Genomic DNA, 20,834 nt, shown 5'->3' with positions numbered 1-20,834 from the left:
AAGCGAGTGATTTCTTGCCGGATGCCTAACCGATGCGATAGCGGATTTCCGACCGCAGGAAAGGCAGCAAATCCATTTCAAACCAGGGATTCTTCTTCAGCCAGCCGGTATTTCGCCACGATGGATGCGGCAGCGGCAACACTTTCCGGCTGGCCGGCGCATCCCAGACAGCGCGCCAGTTCCTGACAGTTTCCGTCAGCGACGGCCCTCGCGCCGTGCCCATGTGCCAGGACTGCGCGTAGCCGCCGATCGTCAGCACCAGATCGATTTGCGGCATCAGCGCCATCAGTTCGGCTCGCCATGCAGGCGCGCATTCACGGCGCGGCGGCAGGTCGGCCCCCTTGGCGTCCTGGCCAGGGAAGCAGAAACCCATCGGCACGATGGCGAATTTTTCCGTGTCGTAGAACTCTTCGCTGGTGACGCCGAGCCAGCTTCTAAGACGATCTCCGGAGGCGTCGGTGAACGGCATGCCCGAGATGTGGACCTTGGTGCCCGGCGCCTGGCTGGCGAGCAGGATGCGAGCGCTCGACGATGGCCTCAGCACCGGGCGCGGCTCGTGCGGCAAGGGCCGGCCGCGCGGATGCTCGACGCAGATGCGGCAGGCCCGCACCCTCGCCGTCAGGCTTTCCAGTTCTCCACTTGTGCCGTGCAGTTCGTCCAAAACGCGGGTCTCAGGCAGTAGCGCTCGGTCGGCTTGTCAGCGCCCCGTACCAACGCAATACGTTGGTGCAATCCTCCGGCACCTTGATGCGCGCCGGCTTCATAAAGTCGATGGCGATCATCCCGGTGATGTCGGCGACCGAATAGGCATCGCTGGCAGCGAATTCCCTGTCCGCCAGCTCGCGGTCGAGCAGATACAGGAATTCGATCGCCTTCGGCTTGTTGGCCTCGCCCCATTCGGGGATCTGCGGCACCTCCCATTCCTTCATCGCCGGATGGATGTGCCGGAAGGCGGCGGCGACGCAGCTCAAGAGGTTGAACTCCATGCGCCTTTGCCACATCTCGACCTTGGCCTTGCCGAGAGCGCCTTTGCCGAACAACACGGGCTCGGGATGCAATTCCTCGAAGTAGCGGCAGATGGCGATGGATTCGGTGATGATGGTGCCGTCGTCGAGCTCGAGCACCGGCAACCGCCGCAGTGGATTGCGCGACGCCACGGGCTGCTCGCGATGCTCCAGCGCGCCCATGTCGACAGGCACCAGCGGAACGGTCAATCCCTTCTCCGCCAGGAAGACCCGGACCCGTCTGGGGTTCGGCGCGCGGCCGCCATCGAACAGCTTCATTCCATTCTCCCGATCTCTCGCTCGATCATAGGTCGGGCTTCAATGCATGTCGCCCAAAAGTGCGCAGCGGTTTTGGGAGAACGACATGCATCAAACAGAGCATCGCCAGGACGTCATCACCAGAAACGAACAAGCTCGCGCAGCGCATCACCGAGCGAAGCCAACGTGCCGTGCCTCCTTTCGACCGGCTGATCGTGGTGGCTGTCGCGCCAGTCCTGCGGCTCCTCGAAGGAGCCTGCCCAGATGCCGGCCTTGGCGGCGCGCGCAACGGCCTCCTCGGTTTCGAAGTCGCCGAAGGCGACGGCCCATCCGGCCTGGACCTGAGCACGGTTGAGGTCCGTCTCGCCTGCCTTGCAGTCGCCGAGCAGCCGGCCGTAACGGTCGCGCTGCCAGCCGCGCAGGAAACCGGCCTGCCGGCGATCAGCCGCACCAGCGATTGCCGCGCGAGCTTGCCGCAAGGGTAGTCGGCGGCGTCCTTGAGGCACGTCTGCGTGTATTCCGGAGCGTCGATGCCGCGCATGCGGATGCGCTCTGTTCCCAGCGTGATCGAATCGCCGTCAATGACGATGGCAGTGCCCTGCTCCTTGCGCGTCTCGAAACGGTCGAGCCGCGCCGCCACCAAAATGAACAGGCCAAGCAGAACCGCGGTCAGCCCATAATCCAGCAGCTTGCGCCAAAGGCTGCGCGGCGGCCGCGGAACATATCGCCGGCGCGGTCGTCGCGACCAGGAACGGCTCATATGGCAAACAGTCTCTTAATCATTCGAACGTAGCTTAACGAACTTGAAAATCGCTGCGCGCGGAAATTGAACTTGCATGCCTCTGCTACGCTCGGACACAGCGGACAAATTCATTGTGGACCGCAGGAAACCGCATCGCAACAGCGATGTGGCGCGCGCGGTGCGCAGGACGCGTGACCGTCTTTCCCAGCAGGCCGGCAGCCTCGACTTCGACCGCGAACTGCTGAAGCTGCATGCGCGCGCCATGATGGTCAGCGCGATCGCCATACCGCTGCTCGTACTTGCCGTGGCGGCTATCGCCCGCTTTGCCGGCCTGGGCAACCAGGTTGCCGTTTGGGCTCTCTTCACCCTGCTCTGCTACACCATCGTCGCTTTCATGGCGCGGCGCGTCGAGCGCACGGAAGCGTCCGAGCTCGACCCGATGCAAACGCGCCGCGATTTCCTGATCGCCCATTCGCTGTGCGGCCTCGGTTGGGCCTGGTTCGCCTGGCTCGGCTGCCACACGTGCCAGGTCGACCAGTTCCACGTCGTCAAGGCCATGGTGCTTCTGGTCGCCATGGGGACGACTGCTGTCACGGCGTCGTCGCTGAGCGGCGCACTGCTCGCGACCTTCGCGGTTCCCGTGGCGGTCTATGTCTATACGGTTATACGCCTGTGGATGCCGATCGAGGGGATCATGGCGGCGCTCCTGGTCGCCGCCCTGCCCTTCTTCGGCTATGTCGCGCGCCATCTCAACCAGGCCTCGTGGATGGTGCTCTCCTTCCGCTCCGAAAAGGACGCGCTGATCGCCGAGGTGGAGACGGCGAAATCGATGTCCGACGAGGCCAGGCGGCGCGCCGAAGACGCCAATCTTGCGAAGTCGCGCTTTCTCGCCTCGATGAGCCACGAGCTCAGGACACCGCTCAACGCCATCCTTGGCTTCTCCGAAGTGATGGCCAATGAAGTCCTCGGGCCGATGAACAACCCGACCTATCGCGACTACGCGCATGATGTGCATGAATCCGGACAGCATCTGCTCGACTTGATCAACGAGATCCTCGACCTGTCGCGCATCGAGGCCGGCCGCTACCAGCTCAACGAGGAGCCGGTGGCGCTGGTGACGATCGTCGAGGACTGCTGCCACATGATGGAGCTTCGGGCCCGCAACAAGGACATTCGCGTCATCCAGGAGTTCGAGACCACCCTGCCGCGCCTGTTTGGCGACGAGCGGGCAATCCGTCAGATCACGCTCAACCTGTTGTCCAATGCGATCAAGTTCACCCCGTCGGGAGGCGAGGTCCGTGTCCGCGTCGGCTGGACGGCGGGCGGCGGCCAGTACATCTCGGTCAAGGACAACGGCCCGGGCATTCCGGACGAGGAAATTCCGGTGGTGCTTTCCGCCTTCGGCCAGGGCTCGATCGCCATCAAGAGCGCCGAACAGGGAACCGGCCTCGGTCTGCCGATCGTGCAGGGGCTGCTTGACATGCATGGCGGCGAGTTCGAGCTTCACTCCAAGCTGCGCGAAGGCACCGAGGCGATCGCCATTTTCCCGCTGAGCCGGGTGATGGAGGAATTGCCGGCGCTGCCGACCAAGGAGGTTGCGGCGCGCAGGCGCTAGAGCCTGACCGCTGCTGCCATACCGGAACTGGTGAGCGCTGCTGCCTTGACGAGACTGGCCGCCAGCCCTGCTCCGACCCCTTCGCCGTGATTGAGGCCAAGATCGAGCAGTGGCCTGAGCCCAAGCCGATCGGCGACCTTGGCATGCCCGGGCTCGGGCGACAGACTGGCGAGCAGGCAATGGTCGAGCGCGGCGGGATTGACCCTGTGCAGAACTGCGGCGGCAGCCGTTGCCACGAACCCGTCGAGCAGTACCGGGATCTTCTGCATGCGGGCGGCAAGAATGGCGCCGGCGATCGCCGCGAACTCGCGGCCGCCGACCCGGCGCAAGGCTTCGAGCGGATCGCCGAGGCTGGCGCCGTGAAAGGCGAGCGCCCGATCGACGGCTTTCGCCTTGCGCGCGATCATTGCCGCATCCGCGCCCGATCCCGACCCGACCCAGTCGGCGCCCTCTTCTCCGAACAGCGCCGCGCACAACGCGGCTGCGATCGTGGAGTTGCCGACGCCGAGATCACCCAGGCAAAGAAGGTCGGCGCCGCCGGCGACGGCTTCCATGCCGAAGGCCATGGTGGCGGCACAGCCGCGCTCGTCGAGCGCCGCTTCCTCGGTGATGTCTCCCGTCGGGATATCAAGCGCCAGATCGAAAACCTTCAGGCCGAGGTCGTTGGCGATGCAGACCTGGTTGATCGCGGCGCCGCCGGCGGCGCAGAGCTCGACCGCATCGGCGGTTGCCGAGACCGGCCGCGGCGAGATGGCATGCCGGACAGCGCCGTGGTTGCCGGCAAAGATCGCCACAAGCGGCCGGTTCACGGCCGGCGGCGCGCGCCCGCTCCAGGCGGCGAGCCAGGCAGCAATATCCTCGACCCGGCCCAGCGAGGCTTTCGGCTTGTCGGCTTTGGCAAACAACATGCGGACACGGGTTTCGGCGGCGGCGTCCGCCGGCGGCAGCGTCGCCAGGAGAGTGCGGAAATCATCGAAAGGCTTTGCGGTCATGTCGGATGCGGTCTCTTTGCGGGAACAGGCAGCGGCATAGCCGCCTTCACTGCCCGGCACAACCGCCCGCAATGCCGCGAAAGTGCCGGTTGACGGCGCATTGCGGAGGGCTTGCATTGGCTTCGCGGTTGCACCATGTGCAATGAACGCAAGAGAACAGCATGACCGCCATCGAATCTCCCTGCATACTCGTCTGTTCGATCGACATGAAAACCGGCTTCTGCTTCGGCTGCGGCCGCACGCGTGACGAAATCGCGAGCTGGCTCACCATGACGCCGGAAGTCCGCCGGGCGGTCATGACCGAGTTGCCGGCGCGGCTGGAGACGGTCGAACGCCGGCCCCGTCGCGAAACGCGGCGCGCCCGCATGGCGCGCGAGCGCGACATGTTGTGAGGAAGGGCTGGCCATGAACCGCCTGTTCTGGATCGTCATGCTGGTGATCGGCGCCGCCGTGATCCTGCTGATGATGAACGATTCCGCCGGCCGAACCTTCGGCATCGAGAACCACGATTTCAGCCGGCTGATCTGGGTTGGTGTGCTGGTGGCGGTGATCGGCGCGAGCCTTGTTCGCTCGGGCAGGCCGCTCGGTGACATGGCGCGCAATCTCGGCGTCTGGGCCGCGATCGTGCTGGCGCTGATCGCAGGTTACCAATATCGCTACGAGCTGCAGGACGTTGCCAGCCGCGTCACGGCCGGCCTCGTTCCGGGAAGCCCTTTGGCGCTGGGCGTGGACAATGGACGTGCCACGGTCACGCTCGACAAGGCCGACAACGGCCATTTCGAAGCGCGTATCCTGGTCAACGGCACGCCGGTGCGGACGGTGGTCGACACCGGCGCGACCAGCACGGTGCTGACGGCGGAGGACGCCCAGGCCGCCGGCTTCAACCCGGCGGCGCTCAGCTACACCGTGGACGTTTCGACCGCCAACGGCATGGCGCGCGCCGCTACCGTGAGGGCCAACGAGATGGCGATCGGCGGCATCGTGCGCAAGGATATGCCGGTCATGGTCGCGGCGCCCGGCATGCTCGAGCAAAGCCTGCTCGGCATGAACTTCATCAGTTCGCTGTCGGGTTTCGACGTGCGCGGCGACCGTATGGTGCTGCGCGATTAACGCAGTCGCGGGCTCAGGCCGCTTCGGTTTCCGCCGCCGCGAAATCTATTGCCGCGAAGGCCGTCTTCAGCACCTGCGGCCCGGCGCCGGGTTTGTTGGCGTCGGTGGACAGGATCTGCCGGTAGCGGCGCGCGCCTGGGAGCCCATGGAACAGCCCGACCATATGGCGCGTGACATGGCCGAGCCGCCCGCCCTTCTCGATATGACGCTCGGCGTAGCCCGCCATGGCGTCGATCAGCGCGGCATAATCGAAGTCGGCCGGTGCGTCGCCATAAAACGCGGCATCGACGCCGGTAAGGATTCCCGGCGTATGATAGGCCGCGCGGCCGAGCATGGCGCCGTCGACATGGGCGACATGCGCCGATGCCTCCTCAAGCGATTGAATACCGCCATTGATGCCTATGAATTCGTTCGGCTTTCCGGCTTTCAGCCGGTAGACGCGTGGGTAGTCGAGCGGCGGCACATCGCGATTTTCCTTGGGGCTGAGCCCTTCCAGCCACGCCTTGCGGGCATGCACCCAAAGCGCATCGGCGCCGGCCGCGAATACACCATCCGCCAGCGTGTCGAGCGCGGGCTCAGGGTCCTGATCGTCGACGCCGATGCGGCATTTGACGGTGACCGGGATTTTTACCTCAGCCTTCATCGCCGCGACGCATTCGGCCACCAGCGCCGGCGTCTTCATCAGGCAGGCGCCGAATGTGCCTGACTGGACGCGGTCCGACGGGCAGCCGACATTGAGGTTGATCTCGTCATAGCCGAACGCCTCGCCGATGACAGCCGCCTCGGCAAGCTTCCGCGGATCGGAGCCGCCGAGCTGCAGGGCAACCGGATGCTCGACGCCGTCGAATCCAAGCAGACGCTCGCGCACGCCATGAATGACCGCCTCCGCCACAACCATCTCGGTGTAGAGCAGCGCGCGGCGGGTCAACTGACGGTGGAAGAACCGGCAATGCCGGTCCGTCCAGTCCATCATTGGTGCTATGGCGAGCGTCGTCTGCATAAGCCTGTTCGATCTTTCCGGCGGTCCCACAATCAAGCCCACAGGGCACGATCTAGTATATTTTCTTTTATTTTCAAACAGTTCCTACAGGAGGGACAAAAGTCCCCCTTCGAGAGGGACCATTTCCCCACGTCACAGATTTCCAGAAAAATCAATACTTCGATTTGAACTTTCCACAAATAAGAGTAAACTTTTTATGCTCATGTTCTGAGCGGGAGGCGTACAGGCAGTAAATGCCTGTTTTAGAGGGGCGGGGTTTGAGTATGCCCTCATCATTGATCCTTGGCGCCCATCATTGGCGGGTTGCCCCTGCGCATAGGGCGCATCCGCCTGGAAATGCCTGACGGGGCATGGAGCGGAGGGTCAGCGGCGGCTTCTCCCAACCCCCTCTACCCCCGTGAGCCAAATCACCACTCCAGTTTTCTTTAATGATGACGCGTAGCGCCGGCCCATGCCGGCGAATGCGCGCCCGTGCGGCCGGTCGCCAGTGTTGGGGCTGACGTCGCGCCTGTCGCATTTGAAATCAGGGAGAACCCTCATGACGATCAGCTTCATTCTCAACAACCCGGCCGTCAACGATCAGACCGCTGGTCAGCAAACCGACGATAGCGGCGACGGCTTTACCGACACCGATGTCGCGTACTCCACGCTGCCACTTGCATTCCGGACCTATCTTGAGACGACTCTCGGGCTGCCCTCCACGTTCCCGACCAATGTCTACGTTGCGACCCAGACGAACTCGGTCACCGTCAACGCCACCGCCGGTTCGCAGCTCTCCGGAACGACGTTCACGGACGGCAACGGCGGCGCCCTCGACGGCGACGACAGCTTGCTCAAAACCGCCGACGGCAAGGAAATCTTCCTCTACGCGGACGGAAGCAACACCGTTATCGGCAAATATGACAGCGATGGCATCGGCGGCGTAGACTCGATCGCTTTCGTCATCTTCAAGCAGGACGTGTTGAACGCCGGCGCGACCAGCGACCAGGTAACGCTCAGTATCGTCACCTACGTGCCGATCTTCCATGGCGACACCGGCGACCCCGATGACGCGGTCAATCTCGGCAACACCCTCAAGCTCGCCGCCGGCGAGACCACCACTTTCAGCTTTGCCGGGGCGCCTTCCGGCAGCAACCTCTTCATGATGTTCGGCGATCCGAACTCCACCGAGATCGTGGTGATCGGACAAGATCCGTTGAATCAGTCCGAGGGCGGGAATATCACGACCAAGGATGTGCTCAACATCAGCCAGGCCGGCAGCACCACCTCGTTCGGTGTCAACGGCAACCAGATCAACCCCACCGAGGGCGCGTTCATCACCTATGTCCACGGCGCGAACACGAACTACCTCGTGCCCAATCTGGACCAGAACGAGGCCGACATCGAAGCCAACATCGACTTCCAAAGCCTCGTCAATGCAAACACGGCGTCCTTCACCGTCAACCAGACCAATCCGGGCATCGGACCCGTCACCGTCAAGATTTCGGCCTTCACAACCGCCTACGAGCCGGGGACGGGTTTCGTCGACGGGCTCACCAACGACACGCACGTCGCCATCAGCTCGTTCTCGCTTACCAACGTCGTCGTCAAGACAGGCAATACGCAGTATTTTCCGACCGCCGAGATCGACGGTGACGGCAACCTGATCATCAAAGGCCTGAGCACCGGCGACACGGTGCAATGGACGACGACCGGGACCCACAACCGCGTGCTGATCGAAAACATCAGCGACAATGATGGCGTTGCCGGCAACGACAACAACACTTTCGACATCGGCGGCTTCAGCATCGCGACGCCCAGCTCCGCCTCGACGTTCGTCGGTCAGCAGATCGTGATCGAGGACGACGGGCCGACGGCGGCGCTGACCGAGAATACGGCCAAGGTGCTGCATGACGAGACTGCCCTCGTCAACGCCAATTCCAACGACCAGTCTGGGTCGGCGCCGGCCGCCTTCCTCGCTCTCGGCGCCGTGCTCGGCTGGGCGGCCAGCGCTTCCGCCGTTGTCACGCCGAGTTCCAGTTTCGGCACTGACGGACCGGGAAGCCAGACCCTGTCGCTCGGCGTCAGCGCCGCGAATGCCGACTCCGGCTTCGATTCGCTCGACGGGCATAACATCCTGCTCAATGTCGAGGGCGGCCTCGTCGTCGGCCGGGTCGACGTCGGCAACGACGGCGACACAGCTGGCGATCCTGTCGCGCTCGCCATCTCGATCAGCCAGGCCGGCATCCTCAGCATCGCGCAATACATCGCCATCGCCCATCCCGACCCCACTAACCCGGACGACGTGAAGACGATGACCGACAGCGTTCTGCTTGCCAAGGTCCATGCCGTCGACGCCGACGGCGACACCAGCGACACCAGCCTGGCCATCGGCGACAAGGTGCAGATCAGGGATGACGGCCCGACGATCACCGTGCCGTTCGACGGTGACCCAGGTACCGCAGGGATCCAGCACGAGACTCTGGCGAACACTCTCAATGCGTCGGCCTCCGGTGCCTTTGGGTATGACATCGGCACGGATGCTCACACGGCCTTGTTCTACTCGGGCGGCGGGTCCGACTTCGTCGACGTCAACAACTCACTCGCCGGTGTCCAGATCAGCTTGACCGGCACCGTCGACAACGCCCAGAACCCGAACATCACCCAAGCGGTCGCAACCCTCACGGCAGAGACCAGCTCATCCGCCTCGTTCGACTTCTCGTTCCATTACGACAAGGACCCGATCACGGCTGGTGTGCAGGACTCTACGGCGGGCGGCACTCTTGTCTTTGACAAGAACGCCGACACCTACACGATAACCTTGACCGATGTGATCGACGGGTTCAGCTTCGACGTGCTGCACACCGCGGAGCTGATTGCCAAGCAGCCCACGGGCAATACGGGACACCCGCTGATCGTTGCGGAGCAGCTCACGCCGAACGGCGATCCGGATCCGTTCTTCGTGCAGTTCACCGCAAACTCGACAACCAACACCATCGGGTTCGGCTTCAACTCGACCGGTGACGGAGCGCCCGTTGGCGACACCACGTTCAACAACGGCGGTGCAACACACGATATGGTCACCAACCTGAATGAAGACTGGGTGTCTGCAACCCAGTCGACGAACGGGGTGGCAGGCGATACGATTCAGAAGGGTGAAGCTCTGACCTTGCGGTTCTTCAAAGAGAACATTTTGTCGGATGTCGACCCGAATGCCCCCAATGGCGGTACAGAGCGGCTCGACCCGACCGCGACCGCCGATGGTATTGTCGTCAAGTTCGACGGCATCGGCAACTCCGAGGACCTCGTCGTGATCCTCGACCTGAAGGACGCCAACGGCAATGAAATAACCAGAGCCGTCAACGTCGAGAACTCGGACCTGATCAAGGGTAACGCCAATGTTCCCGCCCCGTACAACACCGAGTTCACGCTCGATAACAACGATGCCTTGCTCATCATCGAAAAGACCGACTACACGGTCTCCGGCGAGACCTACAAGATACAGGGCCTCCAGATCATGCAGAGCGCCAATGGGTTGACGGGTGACGCCATCAACCTGAACGGGGCCGTCGGAGCCAATGGCGGCAGCAGTGCCACCAGCAACCTGACGGCTTGGGATACGACCGACAATGATGTCCTGAAGATCGTGGACATCGGGTTCGTGCAGCAGACCACCGGGACAATCGGCGCCAACCTCGACTTCGGGTTCCAGATAGCGGACGCGGACGGCGACACGACGGCGACGCAGCATATCCTCGTCGACATCGCCTGACGCCTGACCAAGCGGGGGCAGCCATGCTGCCCCCGTTCGATACCCACAGATCTACGATAGGGTGCTGTCGAGCGGATCGATCGTCGACACGCTGCTGTAGTGCCCTGACCGCCTTCGCCACAACCGTCCCGCTGTAGAGCACTTCGCGGCGCGTCAACTGACAGTGGAAACCGGCAATGCCATCGTCCAATCCATCATTGGTACTATGGCGGGCGTCCGCCTGCATAAGCCTATTCAATCTGCTCGCCGCTCCCACGGTCAAGTTCACGGGCGCGATCGAGTATATTTTCTTGTATTTTCAAATAGTTCCTACAGCAGGGACAAAAGTCCCTCTTGGGGAGGGACCATTTCCCCAAGTCACATACCTTCCAAAAAATCAACAGTCCGATTTGAACTTTCCACAAATAAGCGTAAACTTTTTATTGCTCATGTACTGAGCGGGAGGCGTACAGGCAGTCAATAGCCTGTTGAAGAGGGGCGGGGTTGAGTATGCCCTCATTATTGATCCTTGGTGCCCGCCGTTGGTGGGTTACCGATGCGCATAGGACGCATCCGCCCAGAATTGCCTGACGGGGCACGGAGCGGAGGATCGCGGTGGTTCCTCCCAACACCCTCTACCCCCTGAGTCAATCCACAACTCCAGTTTCCTTTAACGATGGCGCACAGCGCCGGCCCTGCCGGCGGATGCGCGCCCATGCGACCGGTTGCCAGCGTTGGGGCTGATTTCGCGCCTGTCGCATTGAACGGAGGCGATTATGACGACCACCATCGACATCAATGGCACGCTTACCCTCGACCAGAGCTCAGGATCTCAGGGCGACGATACCGCCATCACCAGCGATCTCACCGGTCTTTCGACCACCTTCAAGAATTTCCTCAACGGACTGACCGGCGACCTGCAGCTTTCGGCGGGTCAGCTTAGCTTTGCCGATGATGTTGAGGCCGCCGTCAGCGGCGCCGGCTTCGTCACGGTCAATCCGGACGGCGCCACGATCAGCAAGCTGTTCTTCTCGGACAGCAGCGGCAATGCGTTCGACGGCGACCAGGTCATCTACAATGGCAGTCCCCTGCAAACGGTCGACGGCGACAACATCTATCTCCATTCCTATGCGAATGGCACGATCGTGCTGGCCACCACCAGTGCGACCGAAGGCGCGGGCGATGTCGTCGCGGCTTTCTATCTGAACGCGGCCGGCGACAACCTCAGCGCCAGTATCGAGATGGTCACCTTCGAGGCCATCGCGCATCCGGACAGCACCAATTCAAACGACAGCATTGACTGGACCAATCTTCTCAACGTCTCCAGCACGGGCTCCTTATCCTTCAATTTTGACGGTCTCGCCTCGGGCAACAATCTATTCGTGGCCGTCGGCTCGTCCGGCGCGGGGATGGTGGTGAGCGGCATACATCCGGTCATCCACGCCGACGGAACGCTCGACAATTCAGGCGACAACATCAAGACCAGCCAGGGCGGCATCGGCGCCACGATCGGCGTCAACAACCAGATGTTCGACCCGGGCGAGACAGCGGTGTTCAGCTTCGTCAAAGGCCAGGCGCCGGGCACATATAACGACCTTGACAACATGAGCTACACCGACTTCATCGATGTCACCGACGCCACGCTCTTCATCTCCCAGACGGAAGGCAGTCCGGGTACCAACTTCACCGTGAAAATCGGCGCGTTCAGCGCCGGCGGCGCTTCGACGAATCCCGAAAGTGGCCGCAGCTATCTCGACAACGATCTCAACAGCGGCGCAAATCTCGGCAATGACGCCAATCAAAGCGCGCTTACCGACGACACGAAGGTAGCCATCGTTCGCGTCGTCATCCGGGACGGCAACGGGCAGATCGTTACCAACACCACGGTGAACGACAATTACGTCACCTTCAACGCGGACGGCACCATAACCGCGCAGCACCTCAACGATTCCTATACGGTGCAGTGGTTCACCGACAACACCGGCACACAAACCCTTGAGACCTTCAACCGCTTCCAGGCGACGGCGGTGGTCGGCAAATTCGACGTCGGCCGGGTCGACCTGTCGCAAGGCGTTACGGTGACAGAGTCGGTCGGCGACAAGCTCGTCACCAACGACGACGGCCCGACGGTGTCGACCAACGCGGCCGTGCAGCTCGACGACGACGCGCTGACCGGCGGCAATGCAGGCGGCACAGGCGACGTCAATCCCGACACCGCCAACACCACCGGCACGCTGGCGCACAGCTACGGCGCCGACGGCGCCGGCTCGACGCTGCTGACGGGCGCCGGCCTGCCGACCTCCTCGACGACGGAAGGAGCCTTCATCCAGACGGTGAACGGCGCCGGGACGCTGCTGACGATCAGCCAGATCCAGAACGGCGTTGCGGTGGCGGTGGTGTCGGTGTCGCTGTCGAACACGACGGCTGGCGCCTACACGGTCACGCAATTGCATGCGATCGACCATCCGGCGGGTCTGGACGAGAACGACGTCTCGTTCACGATCGGCTACACGACCACCGACCATGACGGCGACACGGCGGCCGGCTCGATGTCGATCAATGTCGACGACGACACCCCGACGGTGTCGACCAACGCGGCCGTGCAGCTCGACGACGACGCGCTGACCGGCGGCAATGCAGGCGGCACAGGCGACGTCAATCCCGACACCGCCAACACCACCGGCACGCTGGCGCACAGCTACGGCGCCGACGGCGCCGGCTCGACGCTGCTGACGGGCGCCGGCCTGCCGACCTCCTCGACGACGGAAGGAGCCTTCATCCAGACGGTGAACGGCGCCGGGACGCTGCTGACGATCAGCCAGATCCAGAACGGCGTTGCGGTGGCGGTGGTGTCGGTGTCGCTGTCGAACACGACGGCTGGCGCCTACACGGTCACGCAATTGCATGCGATCGACCATCCGGCGGGTCTGGACGAGAACGACGTCTCGTTCACGATCGGCTACACGACCACCGACCATGACGGCGACACGGCGGCCGGCTCGATGTCGATCAATGTCGACGACGACACCCCGACGGTGTCGACCAACGCGGCCGTGCAGCTCGACGACGACGCGCTGACCGGCGGCAATGCAGGCGGCACAGGCGACGTCAATCCCGACACCGCCAACACCACCGGCACGCTGGCGCACAGCTACGGCGCCGACGGCGCCGGCTCGACGCTGCTGACGGGCGCCGGCCTGCCGACCTCCTCGACGACGGAAGGAGCCTTCATCCAGACGGTGAACGGCGCCGGGACGCTGCTGACGATCAGCCAGATCCAGAACGGCGTTGCGGTGGCGGTGGTGTCGGTGTCGCTGTCGAACACGACGGCTGGCGCCTACACGGTCACGCAATTGCATGCGATCGACCATCCGGCGGGTCTGGACGAGAACGACGTCTCGTTCACGATCGGCTACACGACCACCGACCATGACGGCGACACGGCGGCCGGCTCGATGTCGATCAATGTCGACGACGACACCCCGACGGTGTCGACCAACGCGGCCGTGCAGCTCGACGACGACGCGCTGACCGGCGGCAATGCAGGCGGCACAGGCGACGTCAATCCCGACACCGCCAACACCACCGGCACGCTGGCGCACAGCTACGGCGCCGACGGCGCCGGCTCGACGCTGCTGACGGGCGCCGGCCTGCCGACCTCCTCGACGACGGAAGGAGACTTCATCCAGGCGGTGAACGGCGCCGGGACGCTGCTGACGATCAGCCAGATCCAGAACGGCGTCGCGGTGGCGGTGGTGTCGGTGTCGCTGTCGAACACGACGGCTGGCGCCTACACGGTCACGCAATTGCATGCGATCGACCATCCGGCGGGTCTGAACGAGAACGACGTCTCGTTCACGATCGGCTACACGACCACCGACCATGACGGCGACACGGCGGCCGGCTCGCTGGCCATCAACGTCGACGACGACACCCCGACGGTGTCGACCAACGCGGCCGTGCAGCTCGACGACGACGCGCTGACCGGCGGCAATGCGGGCGGCACAGGCGACGTCAATCCCGACACCGCCAACACCACCGGCACGCTGGCGCACAGCTACGGCGCCGACGGCGCCGGCTCGACGCTGTTGACGGGCGCCGGCCTGCCGACCTCCTCGACGACGGAAGGAGACTTCATCCAGGCGGTGAACGGCGCCGGGACGCTGCTGACGATCAGCCAGATCCAGAACGGCGTCGCGGTGGCGGTGGTGTCGGTGTCGCTGTCGAACACGACGGCTGGCGCCTACACGGTCACGCAATTGCATGCGATCGACCATCCGGCGGGTCTGAACGAGAACGACGTCTCGTTCACGATCGGCTACACGACCACCGACCATGACGGCGACACGGCGGCCGGCTCGCTGGCCATCAACGTCGACGACGACACCCCGACGGTGTCGACCAACGCGGCCGTGCAGCTCGACGACGACGCGCTGACCGGCGGCAATGCAGGCGGCACAGGCGACGTCAATCCCGACACCGCCAACACCACCGGCACGCTGGCGCACAGCTACGGCGCCGACGGCGCCGGCTCGACGCTGTTGACGGGCGCCGGCCTGCCGACCTCCTCGACGACGGAAGGAGACTTCATCCAGGCGGTGAACGGCGCCGGGACGCTGCTGACGATCAGCCAGATCCAGAACGGCGTCGCGGTGGCGGTGGTGTCGGTGTCGCTGTCGAACACGACGGCTGGCGCCTACACGGTCACGCAATTGCATGCGATCGACCATCCGGCGGGCCTGGACGAGAACAACGTCTCGTTCACGATCGGTTACACGACCACCGACCATGACGGCGACACGGCGGCCGGCTCGATGTCGATCAATGTCGACGACGACACCCCGACGATCACGAAGCCGTTCGACGGCGACCAGAACGCCGGCAACGGCACAGGGACCCACGAGACTCTGATCAACATCGCCGGCCAACAAGCTACCGGCGACTTCGGTTACAGTATTGGTAGTGACCGGTTCGCGGCCTACGACGTCACGCACTCGGACTTCGTAGACCAAGACAGCGTGTCTGCCGGCAACCAGCTCAGCCTTACTGGCTACCTCACCGGTCTTGTCCCTAACACACAGACCCAGTTGATCAGCTCGTCGGCGACGCTCCAGTCGGAAAGCGCCACCTCGGCAACGTTCAACTGGCAAATCTCGTACGATAGCGACCCGAACACTGCGGGCGACCAGACGGCCACGGCGGGGGGTACCCTTGTCTTCAACAAGGCTGCTGGTACCTACACCATCACCTTGAACGACGCGGCGGATGGCTTCAGCTTCGACGTTCTCCACACCGCCGAGCTTGTGGCCAAGCAGCCCACGAGCAACACGGGCCACCCGCCAATCGTGCTGGAAACGTTGGTGGCGGATGACCCGAGCACGCAGGCTCACGATGGCTTCTATGTGCAGTTCACCGGCAATCTGATCGACAAAACCCACCCGTTCAGCGTGACGAGCGACGGCGAAGGGTCGTCCACCGACACCTCGTTCAACTCGGGACTGCCGACGCCCGGCACCCACGATATGATCAGTAACAGCAATGAAACGTGGGTGTCTGCAACGCAAAGCACCAACGGGGTCGCCGGTGACACGATCCAGAAAGGCGAACTGCTGACATTGCGGTTCTTCGACAGCAATGTCGGCATCCAGACCGAGGCCACCGACCCGACGGCTACCGCCAGCGCCGTGGCATTGAAGTTCGACGGCATCGGCAGCAGCGAAGACCTGATGCTAATCCTCGACCTGACCGACGGTACTAACGAGATCACGCGGGCCGTCTACGTGTCGAACTCCGACATCTACAGGATGGGCCAGGTCCCGTCTCCGTACAACGGCGAGTTCACGCTCGACAACAATGACGGCCTCGTAATCATCGAGCAGAACGACTACAATGCCGCCGGCGAGCACTACGTGATCCAGGGCATCCAGATCATGCAGTCGGGCAATGGGATCACCGGCCAGGCGATCGACCTGAACGGGACGACGGGCACTAGCAGCGGCGGCAGCAATGCTACCACCAGTCTGGTAGCCTTCGACCCCGTCGACAACGACGTGCTGAAGATCACGGATATCGGCTTCGTCTCGACGCAGACCACGACACCGGACGCGCACCTCGACTTCGGAGTCCAGTTGCACGACGCGGACGGCGACACGACCACGGTCCAGCACATCCTCGTCGACATCGCCTGAAACAGAACCAACGGGGGCAGCCACGCTGCCCCCGTTGGACATCAACCGAGCACCAGTGAAAGGCATCGAAAACGGGGGGGTATCCGTGATGCAACCGAGACCGCAATTTCAGGAGGTGATGCGTCTGGCGCGCCAGCAGGTGCCCGCCCTCCTCCTTTTCAGCCTGCTCGCCAATGTCCTCCTGCTCGCCAGCACCGTCTACATGCTGCAGATCTACGACAGGGTGCTGTCCAGCGGCTCGATCGACACGCTGTTCTGGCTCACCCTTGCCGTTATCGGCGCCATCGCTGTCTACGGCATGCTCGAGCATGCCCGCCGCATGATGCTGGGCCATATCAGTCAATGGCTGGACGACCAGCTCAGCGTTCCGGTGATCGAGCGCACCATGGAGGCGCGCCTGGCCGGCTACGGTCTCGAAATTGGGCTGAAGGACGTCGGGGATATGCGCGGCTTCGTTGCCGGCGACGGCATCCTGACCTTTCTCGACGCGCCATGGACGCCGGTCTTCCTGGCGTTCATGTGGCTGCTGCATCCGGCGCTGGGCGTGGTCGGTCTTGCCGGTGCGGTGCTCCTGTTCTGCGCCGCGCTCGCCAATGATTTCTTCACCCGACGCAAGAACCAGGAGGCGGCTGCGGGGCTGCGCAGCAGCCAGGCCGCCGTCGGTCAATTCGTCGATGGCGCCGAGACATTGCGCTCGCTCGGCATGTCCGAGCCGGCGCTGCGGCGCTGGGAGGAAAACCAGCAGTCGCTGATGCGGCTCCAGTCGCGGCTCTTGCAGCGCACCACCATCATCGGCAGCCTGTCACGCTCGCTGCGTCTCGCCCTTCAGGTGGCCGTGCTCGGGCTCGGCGCCTATTTCGTGCTGCGCCGCGAACTGACTCCTGGATCGATGATCGCCGCCTCTATCCTGCTCAGCCGCGCGCTGGCGCCGATCGAGCGCTCGATTGGCGCCTGGCGCAGTCTTGTCAGCGCGCGGACCGCGCGCCGCAACCTGATGAAGCTTTTTGCCGACACCGCGTCGATGCAGCCGGCCGGTGTAACCCTGCCCCGCCCGCAAGGCCGGCTGAAGCTCGAGAACCTCCACTACCGCGCGCCGGGAACGTCGCAAGCGCTGCTGAGCGCGATAGGCTTCGGCGTCGAGCCCGGCCAAACCTGCGGCGTGATCGGCCCGTCCGGCTCCGGCAAGACGACGCTCTGCCGCCTTATCGTCGGAGCGCTGCAGCCCTCGCTCGGCCACGTCAGGCTGGATGGGGCGGAGGTCTGGAACTGGCCTTCGGATGAACTGGGCCAGCATATCGGCTATCTGCCGCAACAGATCGATTTGTTCCCCGGAACGATCGCCGAGAACATTGCGCGCCTGCGTGACGTCGACAGCGATGCGGTGATTGCCGCGGCGCAGTTCGCCGGCATCCACGAAATGGTCCTGCGGCTGCCGAATGGGTACCGGACCGAAGTCGGGCCGCACGGGGCCCGTATCTCACGCGGCCAGCGACAGCGCATCGCGCTTGCCCGGGCGCTGTTCGGTGACCCGCCCCTTCTGGTTCTCGACGAACCCAACACGGGGCTCGACGGCGAAGGCGAGGTGGCGCTGTTCAACGTGCTCCAGCAACTGAAGGAGCGAGGCCGCACGGTCGTTATCGTCAGCCATCAGACCAATCTTCTGCGCACGGCCGATCACGTCGTCTTCCTCCGCGACGGGTCCGTGTCGATGTTCGGCACGCGCGACGAGGTGCTCGCCGCGCTGGCAGGCCAGCCGAAGCGGGTTTCCGTGCAGGCGGCCATGCTGGACAAGATCGCCGCCAATGCGCCGGCGAACCTTAAGGCAGTGGAGTGAGCCATGAGCGACCGATTTGGCGACTTCCCGAGGATGCTGGATGGGCTGAAGGACAGCCTCCGCGAACTGACCGACAGGCTGACCGTTTCCACAGGCGACTTTGTCGCCGCCGTATCGACTTGGTTCAACGGGCTGGACCGGTCGTCGCGCATCGCTGTGACGGCGGCCGCCGGCGCGCTCGTCCTGCTGCTGCTTTCCAGGCTGGTCCGGCCGCGGTCACCTGCCGTCCGCGCAAGCAGGCGCGACCTCAAGCAGCGGACCAGGCCCGCGCGAATGCTGGGCTACGTCTCGGCTATCTTTTTCGTCGGCGGGGTCGCCGTCTGGTCCAGCGTCGCCCTTCTGGCCAGCGCCGTCGTCGCCAATGGCGTCGTCAGCCCCGAGGGCTATCGCAAGACTGTCCAGCATCTGGAAGGCGGCATCATCGGGAAGATCCATGTGAAGGAAGGCGACAAGGTCAGCGCCGGCCAGGTGCTGATCAGCCTCAAGACGATCGACGCGCAGGGGCGCTACGACGAGCTGGAGGGGCACTATATTCGCTTGCTGGCAACCGAAGCGCGCCTGGTCGCGGAGCTTGCCGGACAGGACCGGATCGCGTTTCCCAAGGAGCTGACCTCGATCGACAGCGAGTTGGCGCGAAAAGTCGTCGTCGAGGAGCAGGCGCTGCTCGACAGCCGCCTTGCAACCCGCGACGGGCGCACGCAGATCCTCAACAAGCGCATCGCGCAGATCGAGGAGCAAAGCGCGGGATCAAGGGACGTGATCGCCGCCGAGACGGACCAGCTCGGCTTGATCGACCAGGAGATCGCTTCGGCGCAGGAGATGTACAAGAAGGGCCTCGAACGCCTGCCGCGTATATTGGCGCTGCAGCGCGCCCAGGCCGACATCCGCGCCAATCAGGCAACGAATCGGGCGCAGGTGGCGAAGAACGATCAGCAGATCGGTGAGACCGAGTTCCAGCTCCTTAACCTGCGCCAGCAGGACAGCGAGAGCGCCAACGAGGATCTTGCCAAGGTGCGCAGCGACCTCGCCGCATTGCGCAGCCAATTGCCTTCGCGCCAGGACGTGCTGGCGAGAACGGACATCGTCGCGCCGATCGCCGGAACGGTGATGAACCTGCACGTAACGACGGAATCGGGCGTGATCTCCAGCGGCCAGCCGCTTCTCGATATCGTGCCCAACGAGCCCAATCTGATCATCGATTCCCGCATTAGGCCTACGGATATCGACGTGGTGCATCCGGACATGCCGGCCCGCGTGGTGCTGACGGCCTATCCGAGCCGGCATCTGCCGCAGATCCATGGCCTGCTCACCTCGGTGTCGGCCGACCGGCTGACCGACGAGAAGACCGGCGAGCCCTATTTCCTCGCCAAAGTGAAAGTCGACGCGGCCGATCTCGGACAACTGCATGACATCCGTCTGTCGCCCGGCATGCCGGCGGAAGTCATGATCCTGACCGGAGAACACACTTTGCTCGATTACATGCTGGCCCCGGTCGAAGCTTCGCTGACGCGCACTTTCAGGGAGAATTGAGCGGGAAAAATTGAAACAACAGGCGAGATGCTGCAGCTTTGTAAAAGAGCAATGATCGAACTCGCCAGCACAATCACCTGCCCGGCCTGCGGCCACCGCAGAACCGAAACGATGCCTGTCGATGCCTGCCAGTACTTCTACGAATGCGAAAGCTGCGGGACTCTGCTCAAGCCCCTGGCGGGAGATTGCTGCGTGTTCTGCTCTTACGGCGATCATCCCTGTCCGCCGAAACAGAGAGAGCGGCAGTCCGGTGCTGCGAGCCGGCATCATTGTTGTTGAGTTGACAACATCCCCGCTCGCGTAGGCAAGCGCAGCGCCTTGCAATCCAGGGAACCTTGGCCGATCTACCGTCTCAGGGCGTAGACATTGTCCATGGAGACGCCACCCAAGGGCAGCGCCATGTCGTCATCGAGCAGCCGGGTGATGCGGGCAAAGCCGACGAAGGCCTTTCTCGCTTCTTCGGCCGACATCTTGCCCGACATCGCCGCCGAGCAGCAATTCAGGGCGCACTGATAAACCGGGCCGCGTCTTCCCGTTGGCCACTTCCGCAGGAACACCAACGCATCGGAGACGCTGTCGACTTCCTCCAAGGGGTATCCCTGCCCACGCGCGATCCGCACTGGGGTAAAGAAATGTAAGCGATCCATTGTTTTCCTCCCGGTTCGGCCGCAAGGCGGCCGAACCGCAGTAAACGCATATCCTGTGGATTAGTTCCAAACAAATTTGGTTGCCGCTTGAAAATTTTGGAACCAGCCGACCAGCACCCGAACTGCCGCGAAAAGGCCTGCGCCGACTCAAGCCATGATGCAAGCTCGGCGTCAGCGATAAGCG

General features: G+C 63.6%; 14 protein-coding genes. 8 read left to right on the top strand and 6 right to left on the bottom strand.

Annotated elements, in window-relative coordinates; translation table 11 throughout:
• Positions 1–25: 25 nt before the first annotated feature.
• The 3 genes from EJ070_RS25985 to EJ070_RS37205 form a co-directional block, all read right to left on the bottom strand.
• A complete protein-coding gene (locus EJ070_RS25985) occupies positions 26–661 on the bottom strand; it encodes a uracil-DNA glycosylase family protein (RefSeq protein ID WP_245464675.1) in 636 nt (211 codons plus the stop codon).
• Positions 662–671: 10 nt separating this feature from the next.
• Positions 672–1,283: a glutathione S-transferase gene (locus EJ070_RS25980; protein WP_126093919.1), complete on the bottom strand. Its 612-nt coding sequence runs from the start codon at positions 1,281–1,283 to the stop codon at positions 672–674.
• A 116-nt stretch (positions 1,284–1,399) separates the two neighbouring features.
• Complete coding sequence (locus EJ070_RS37205) at positions 1,400–1,741, bottom strand: thermonuclease family protein (RefSeq protein ID WP_245464674.1); 342 nt, start codon at positions 1,739–1,741, stop codon at positions 1,400–1,402.
• 357 nt (positions 1,742–2,098) lie between these two features.
• On the opposite strand from EJ070_RS37205, the gene EJ070_RS25970 reads away from it, so the two are divergent.
• Entirely contained in the window at positions 2,099–3,619 is a 1,521-nt protein-coding gene (locus tag EJ070_RS25970; protein WP_126093918.1) for a HAMP domain-containing sensor histidine kinase, read from the top strand.
• Here EJ070_RS25970 and EJ070_RS25965 read toward each other — a convergent pair.
• Positions 3,616–4,611 carry a nicotinate-nucleotide--dimethylbenzimidazole phosphoribosyltransferase gene (locus EJ070_RS25965; RefSeq protein ID WP_126093917.1) on the bottom strand — a complete coding sequence of 332 codons (996 nt, stop codon included), beginning with the start codon at positions 4,609–4,611 and terminating at the stop codon, positions 3,616–3,618. The genes EJ070_RS25970 and EJ070_RS25965 overlap by 4 nt on opposite strands.
• Positions 4,612–4,772: 161 nt before the next feature.
• On the opposite strand from EJ070_RS25965, the gene EJ070_RS25960 reads away from it, so the two are divergent.
• Positions 4,773–5,003: a DUF1289 domain-containing protein gene (locus tag EJ070_RS25960; RefSeq protein WP_126093916.1), complete on the top strand. Its 231-nt coding sequence runs from the start codon at positions 4,773–4,775 to the stop codon at positions 5,001–5,003.
• Positions 5,004–5,016: 13 nt separating this feature from the next.
• Positions 5,017–5,721: a TIGR02281 family clan AA aspartic protease gene (locus EJ070_RS25955; protein ID WP_126093915.1), complete on the top strand. Its 705-nt coding sequence runs from the start codon at positions 5,017–5,019 to the stop codon at positions 5,719–5,721.
• Between the two features lie 13 nt (positions 5,722–5,734).
• Here the strand turns inward: EJ070_RS25955 and dusA are convergent, their stop codons facing one another.
• A complete protein-coding gene (gene dusA / locus EJ070_RS25950) occupies positions 5,735–6,751 on the bottom strand; it encodes a tRNA dihydrouridine(20/20a) synthase DusA (protein WP_281059669.1) in 1,017 nt (338 codons plus the stop codon).
• Between the two features lie 508 nt (positions 6,752–7,259).
• On the opposite strand from dusA, the gene EJ070_RS25945 reads away from it, so the two are divergent.
• From EJ070_RS25945 to EJ070_RS37200, 5 genes are all read left to right on the top strand, one after another.
• Positions 7,260–10,472: a DUF5801 repeats-in-toxin domain-containing protein gene (locus EJ070_RS25945; RefSeq protein ID WP_126093913.1), complete on the top strand. Its 3,213-nt coding sequence runs from the start codon at positions 7,260–7,262 to the stop codon at positions 10,470–10,472.
• 755 nt (positions 10,473–11,227) lie between these two features.
• Complete coding sequence (locus EJ070_RS25940; RefSeq protein ID WP_126093912.1) at positions 11,228–16,639, top strand: DUF5801 repeats-in-toxin domain-containing protein; 5,412 nt, start codon at positions 11,228–11,230, stop codon at positions 16,637–16,639.
• A gap of 88 nt (positions 16,640–16,727) precedes the next feature.
• Positions 16,728–18,473 carry a type I secretion system permease/ATPase gene (locus EJ070_RS25935; protein WP_245464673.1) on the top strand — a complete coding sequence of 582 codons (1,746 nt, stop codon included), beginning with the start codon at positions 16,728–16,730 and terminating at the stop codon, positions 18,471–18,473.
• A gap of 3 nt (positions 18,474–18,476) precedes the next feature.
• Positions 18,477–20,003, top strand: a complete 1,527-nt coding sequence (locus tag EJ070_RS25930; protein ID WP_126093911.1) for an HlyD family type I secretion periplasmic adaptor subunit — start codon at positions 18,477–18,479, stop codon at positions 20,001–20,003.
• Positions 20,004–20,054: 51 nt separating this feature from the next.
• Complete coding sequence (locus tag EJ070_RS37200; protein ID WP_126093910.1) at positions 20,055–20,282, top strand: GDCCVxC domain-containing (seleno)protein; 228 nt, start codon at positions 20,055–20,057, stop codon at positions 20,280–20,282.
• A gap of 65 nt (positions 20,283–20,347) precedes the next feature.
• On the opposite strand, the gene EJ070_RS25920 is transcribed toward EJ070_RS37200, so the two are convergent.
• Complete coding sequence (locus tag EJ070_RS25920) at positions 20,348–20,650, bottom strand: DUF982 domain-containing protein (RefSeq protein WP_126093909.1); 303 nt, start codon at positions 20,648–20,650, stop codon at positions 20,348–20,350.
• Positions 20,651–20,834 lie beyond the last annotated feature (184 nt).

This window comes from Mesorhizobium sp. M1E.F.Ca.ET.045.02.1.1 (assembly GCF_003952485.1).
Lineage (GTDB): Bacteria > Pseudomonadota > Alphaproteobacteria > Rhizobiales > Rhizobiaceae > Mesorhizobium.
Note: the sequence above shows the minus strand (reverse complement) of the source record. Positions and strands in the feature narration are given on the sequence as shown.

Bases quoted from the DNA above. Each gene is read 5' to 3' on its own strand.
- EJ070_RS37200 (WP_126093910.1), top strand. From the start codon at position 20,055: ATGATCGAACTCGCCAGCACAATCACCTGCCCGGCCTGCGGCCACCGC.
- EJ070_RS25940 (WP_126093912.1), top strand. From the start codon at position 11,228: ATGACGACCACCATCGACATCAATGGCACGCTTACCCTCGACCAGAGC.
- EJ070_RS25945 (WP_126093913.1), top strand. From the start codon at position 7,260: ATGACGATCAGCTTCATTCTCAACAACCCGGCCGTCAACGATCAGACC.
- EJ070_RS25920 (WP_126093909.1), bottom strand. From the start codon at position 20,650: ATGGATCGCTTACATTTCTTTACCCCAGTGCGGATCGCGCGTGGGCAG.
- EJ070_RS25960 (WP_126093916.1), top strand. From the start codon at position 4,773: ATGACCGCCATCGAATCTCCCTGCATACTCGTCTGTTCGATCGACATG.
- EJ070_RS25965 (WP_126093917.1), bottom strand. From the start codon at position 4,611: ATGACCGCAAAGCCTTTCGATGATTTCCGCACTCTCCTGGCGACGCTG.
- EJ070_RS25935 (WP_245464673.1), top strand. From the start codon at position 16,728: ATGCAACCGAGACCGCAATTTCAGGAGGTGATGCGTCTGGCGCGCCAG.
- EJ070_RS25955 (WP_126093915.1), top strand. From the start codon at position 5,017: ATGAACCGCCTGTTCTGGATCGTCATGCTGGTGATCGGCGCCGCCGTG.
- EJ070_RS25970 (WP_126093918.1), top strand. From the start codon at position 2,099: ATGCCTCTGCTACGCTCGGACACAGCGGACAAATTCATTGTGGACCGC.
- EJ070_RS25980 (WP_126093919.1), bottom strand. From the start codon at position 1,283: ATGAAGCTGTTCGATGGCGGCCGCGCGCCGAACCCCAGACGGGTCCGG.
- EJ070_RS25930 (WP_126093911.1), top strand. From the start codon at position 18,477: ATGAGCGACCGATTTGGCGACTTCCCGAGGATGCTGGATGGGCTGAAG.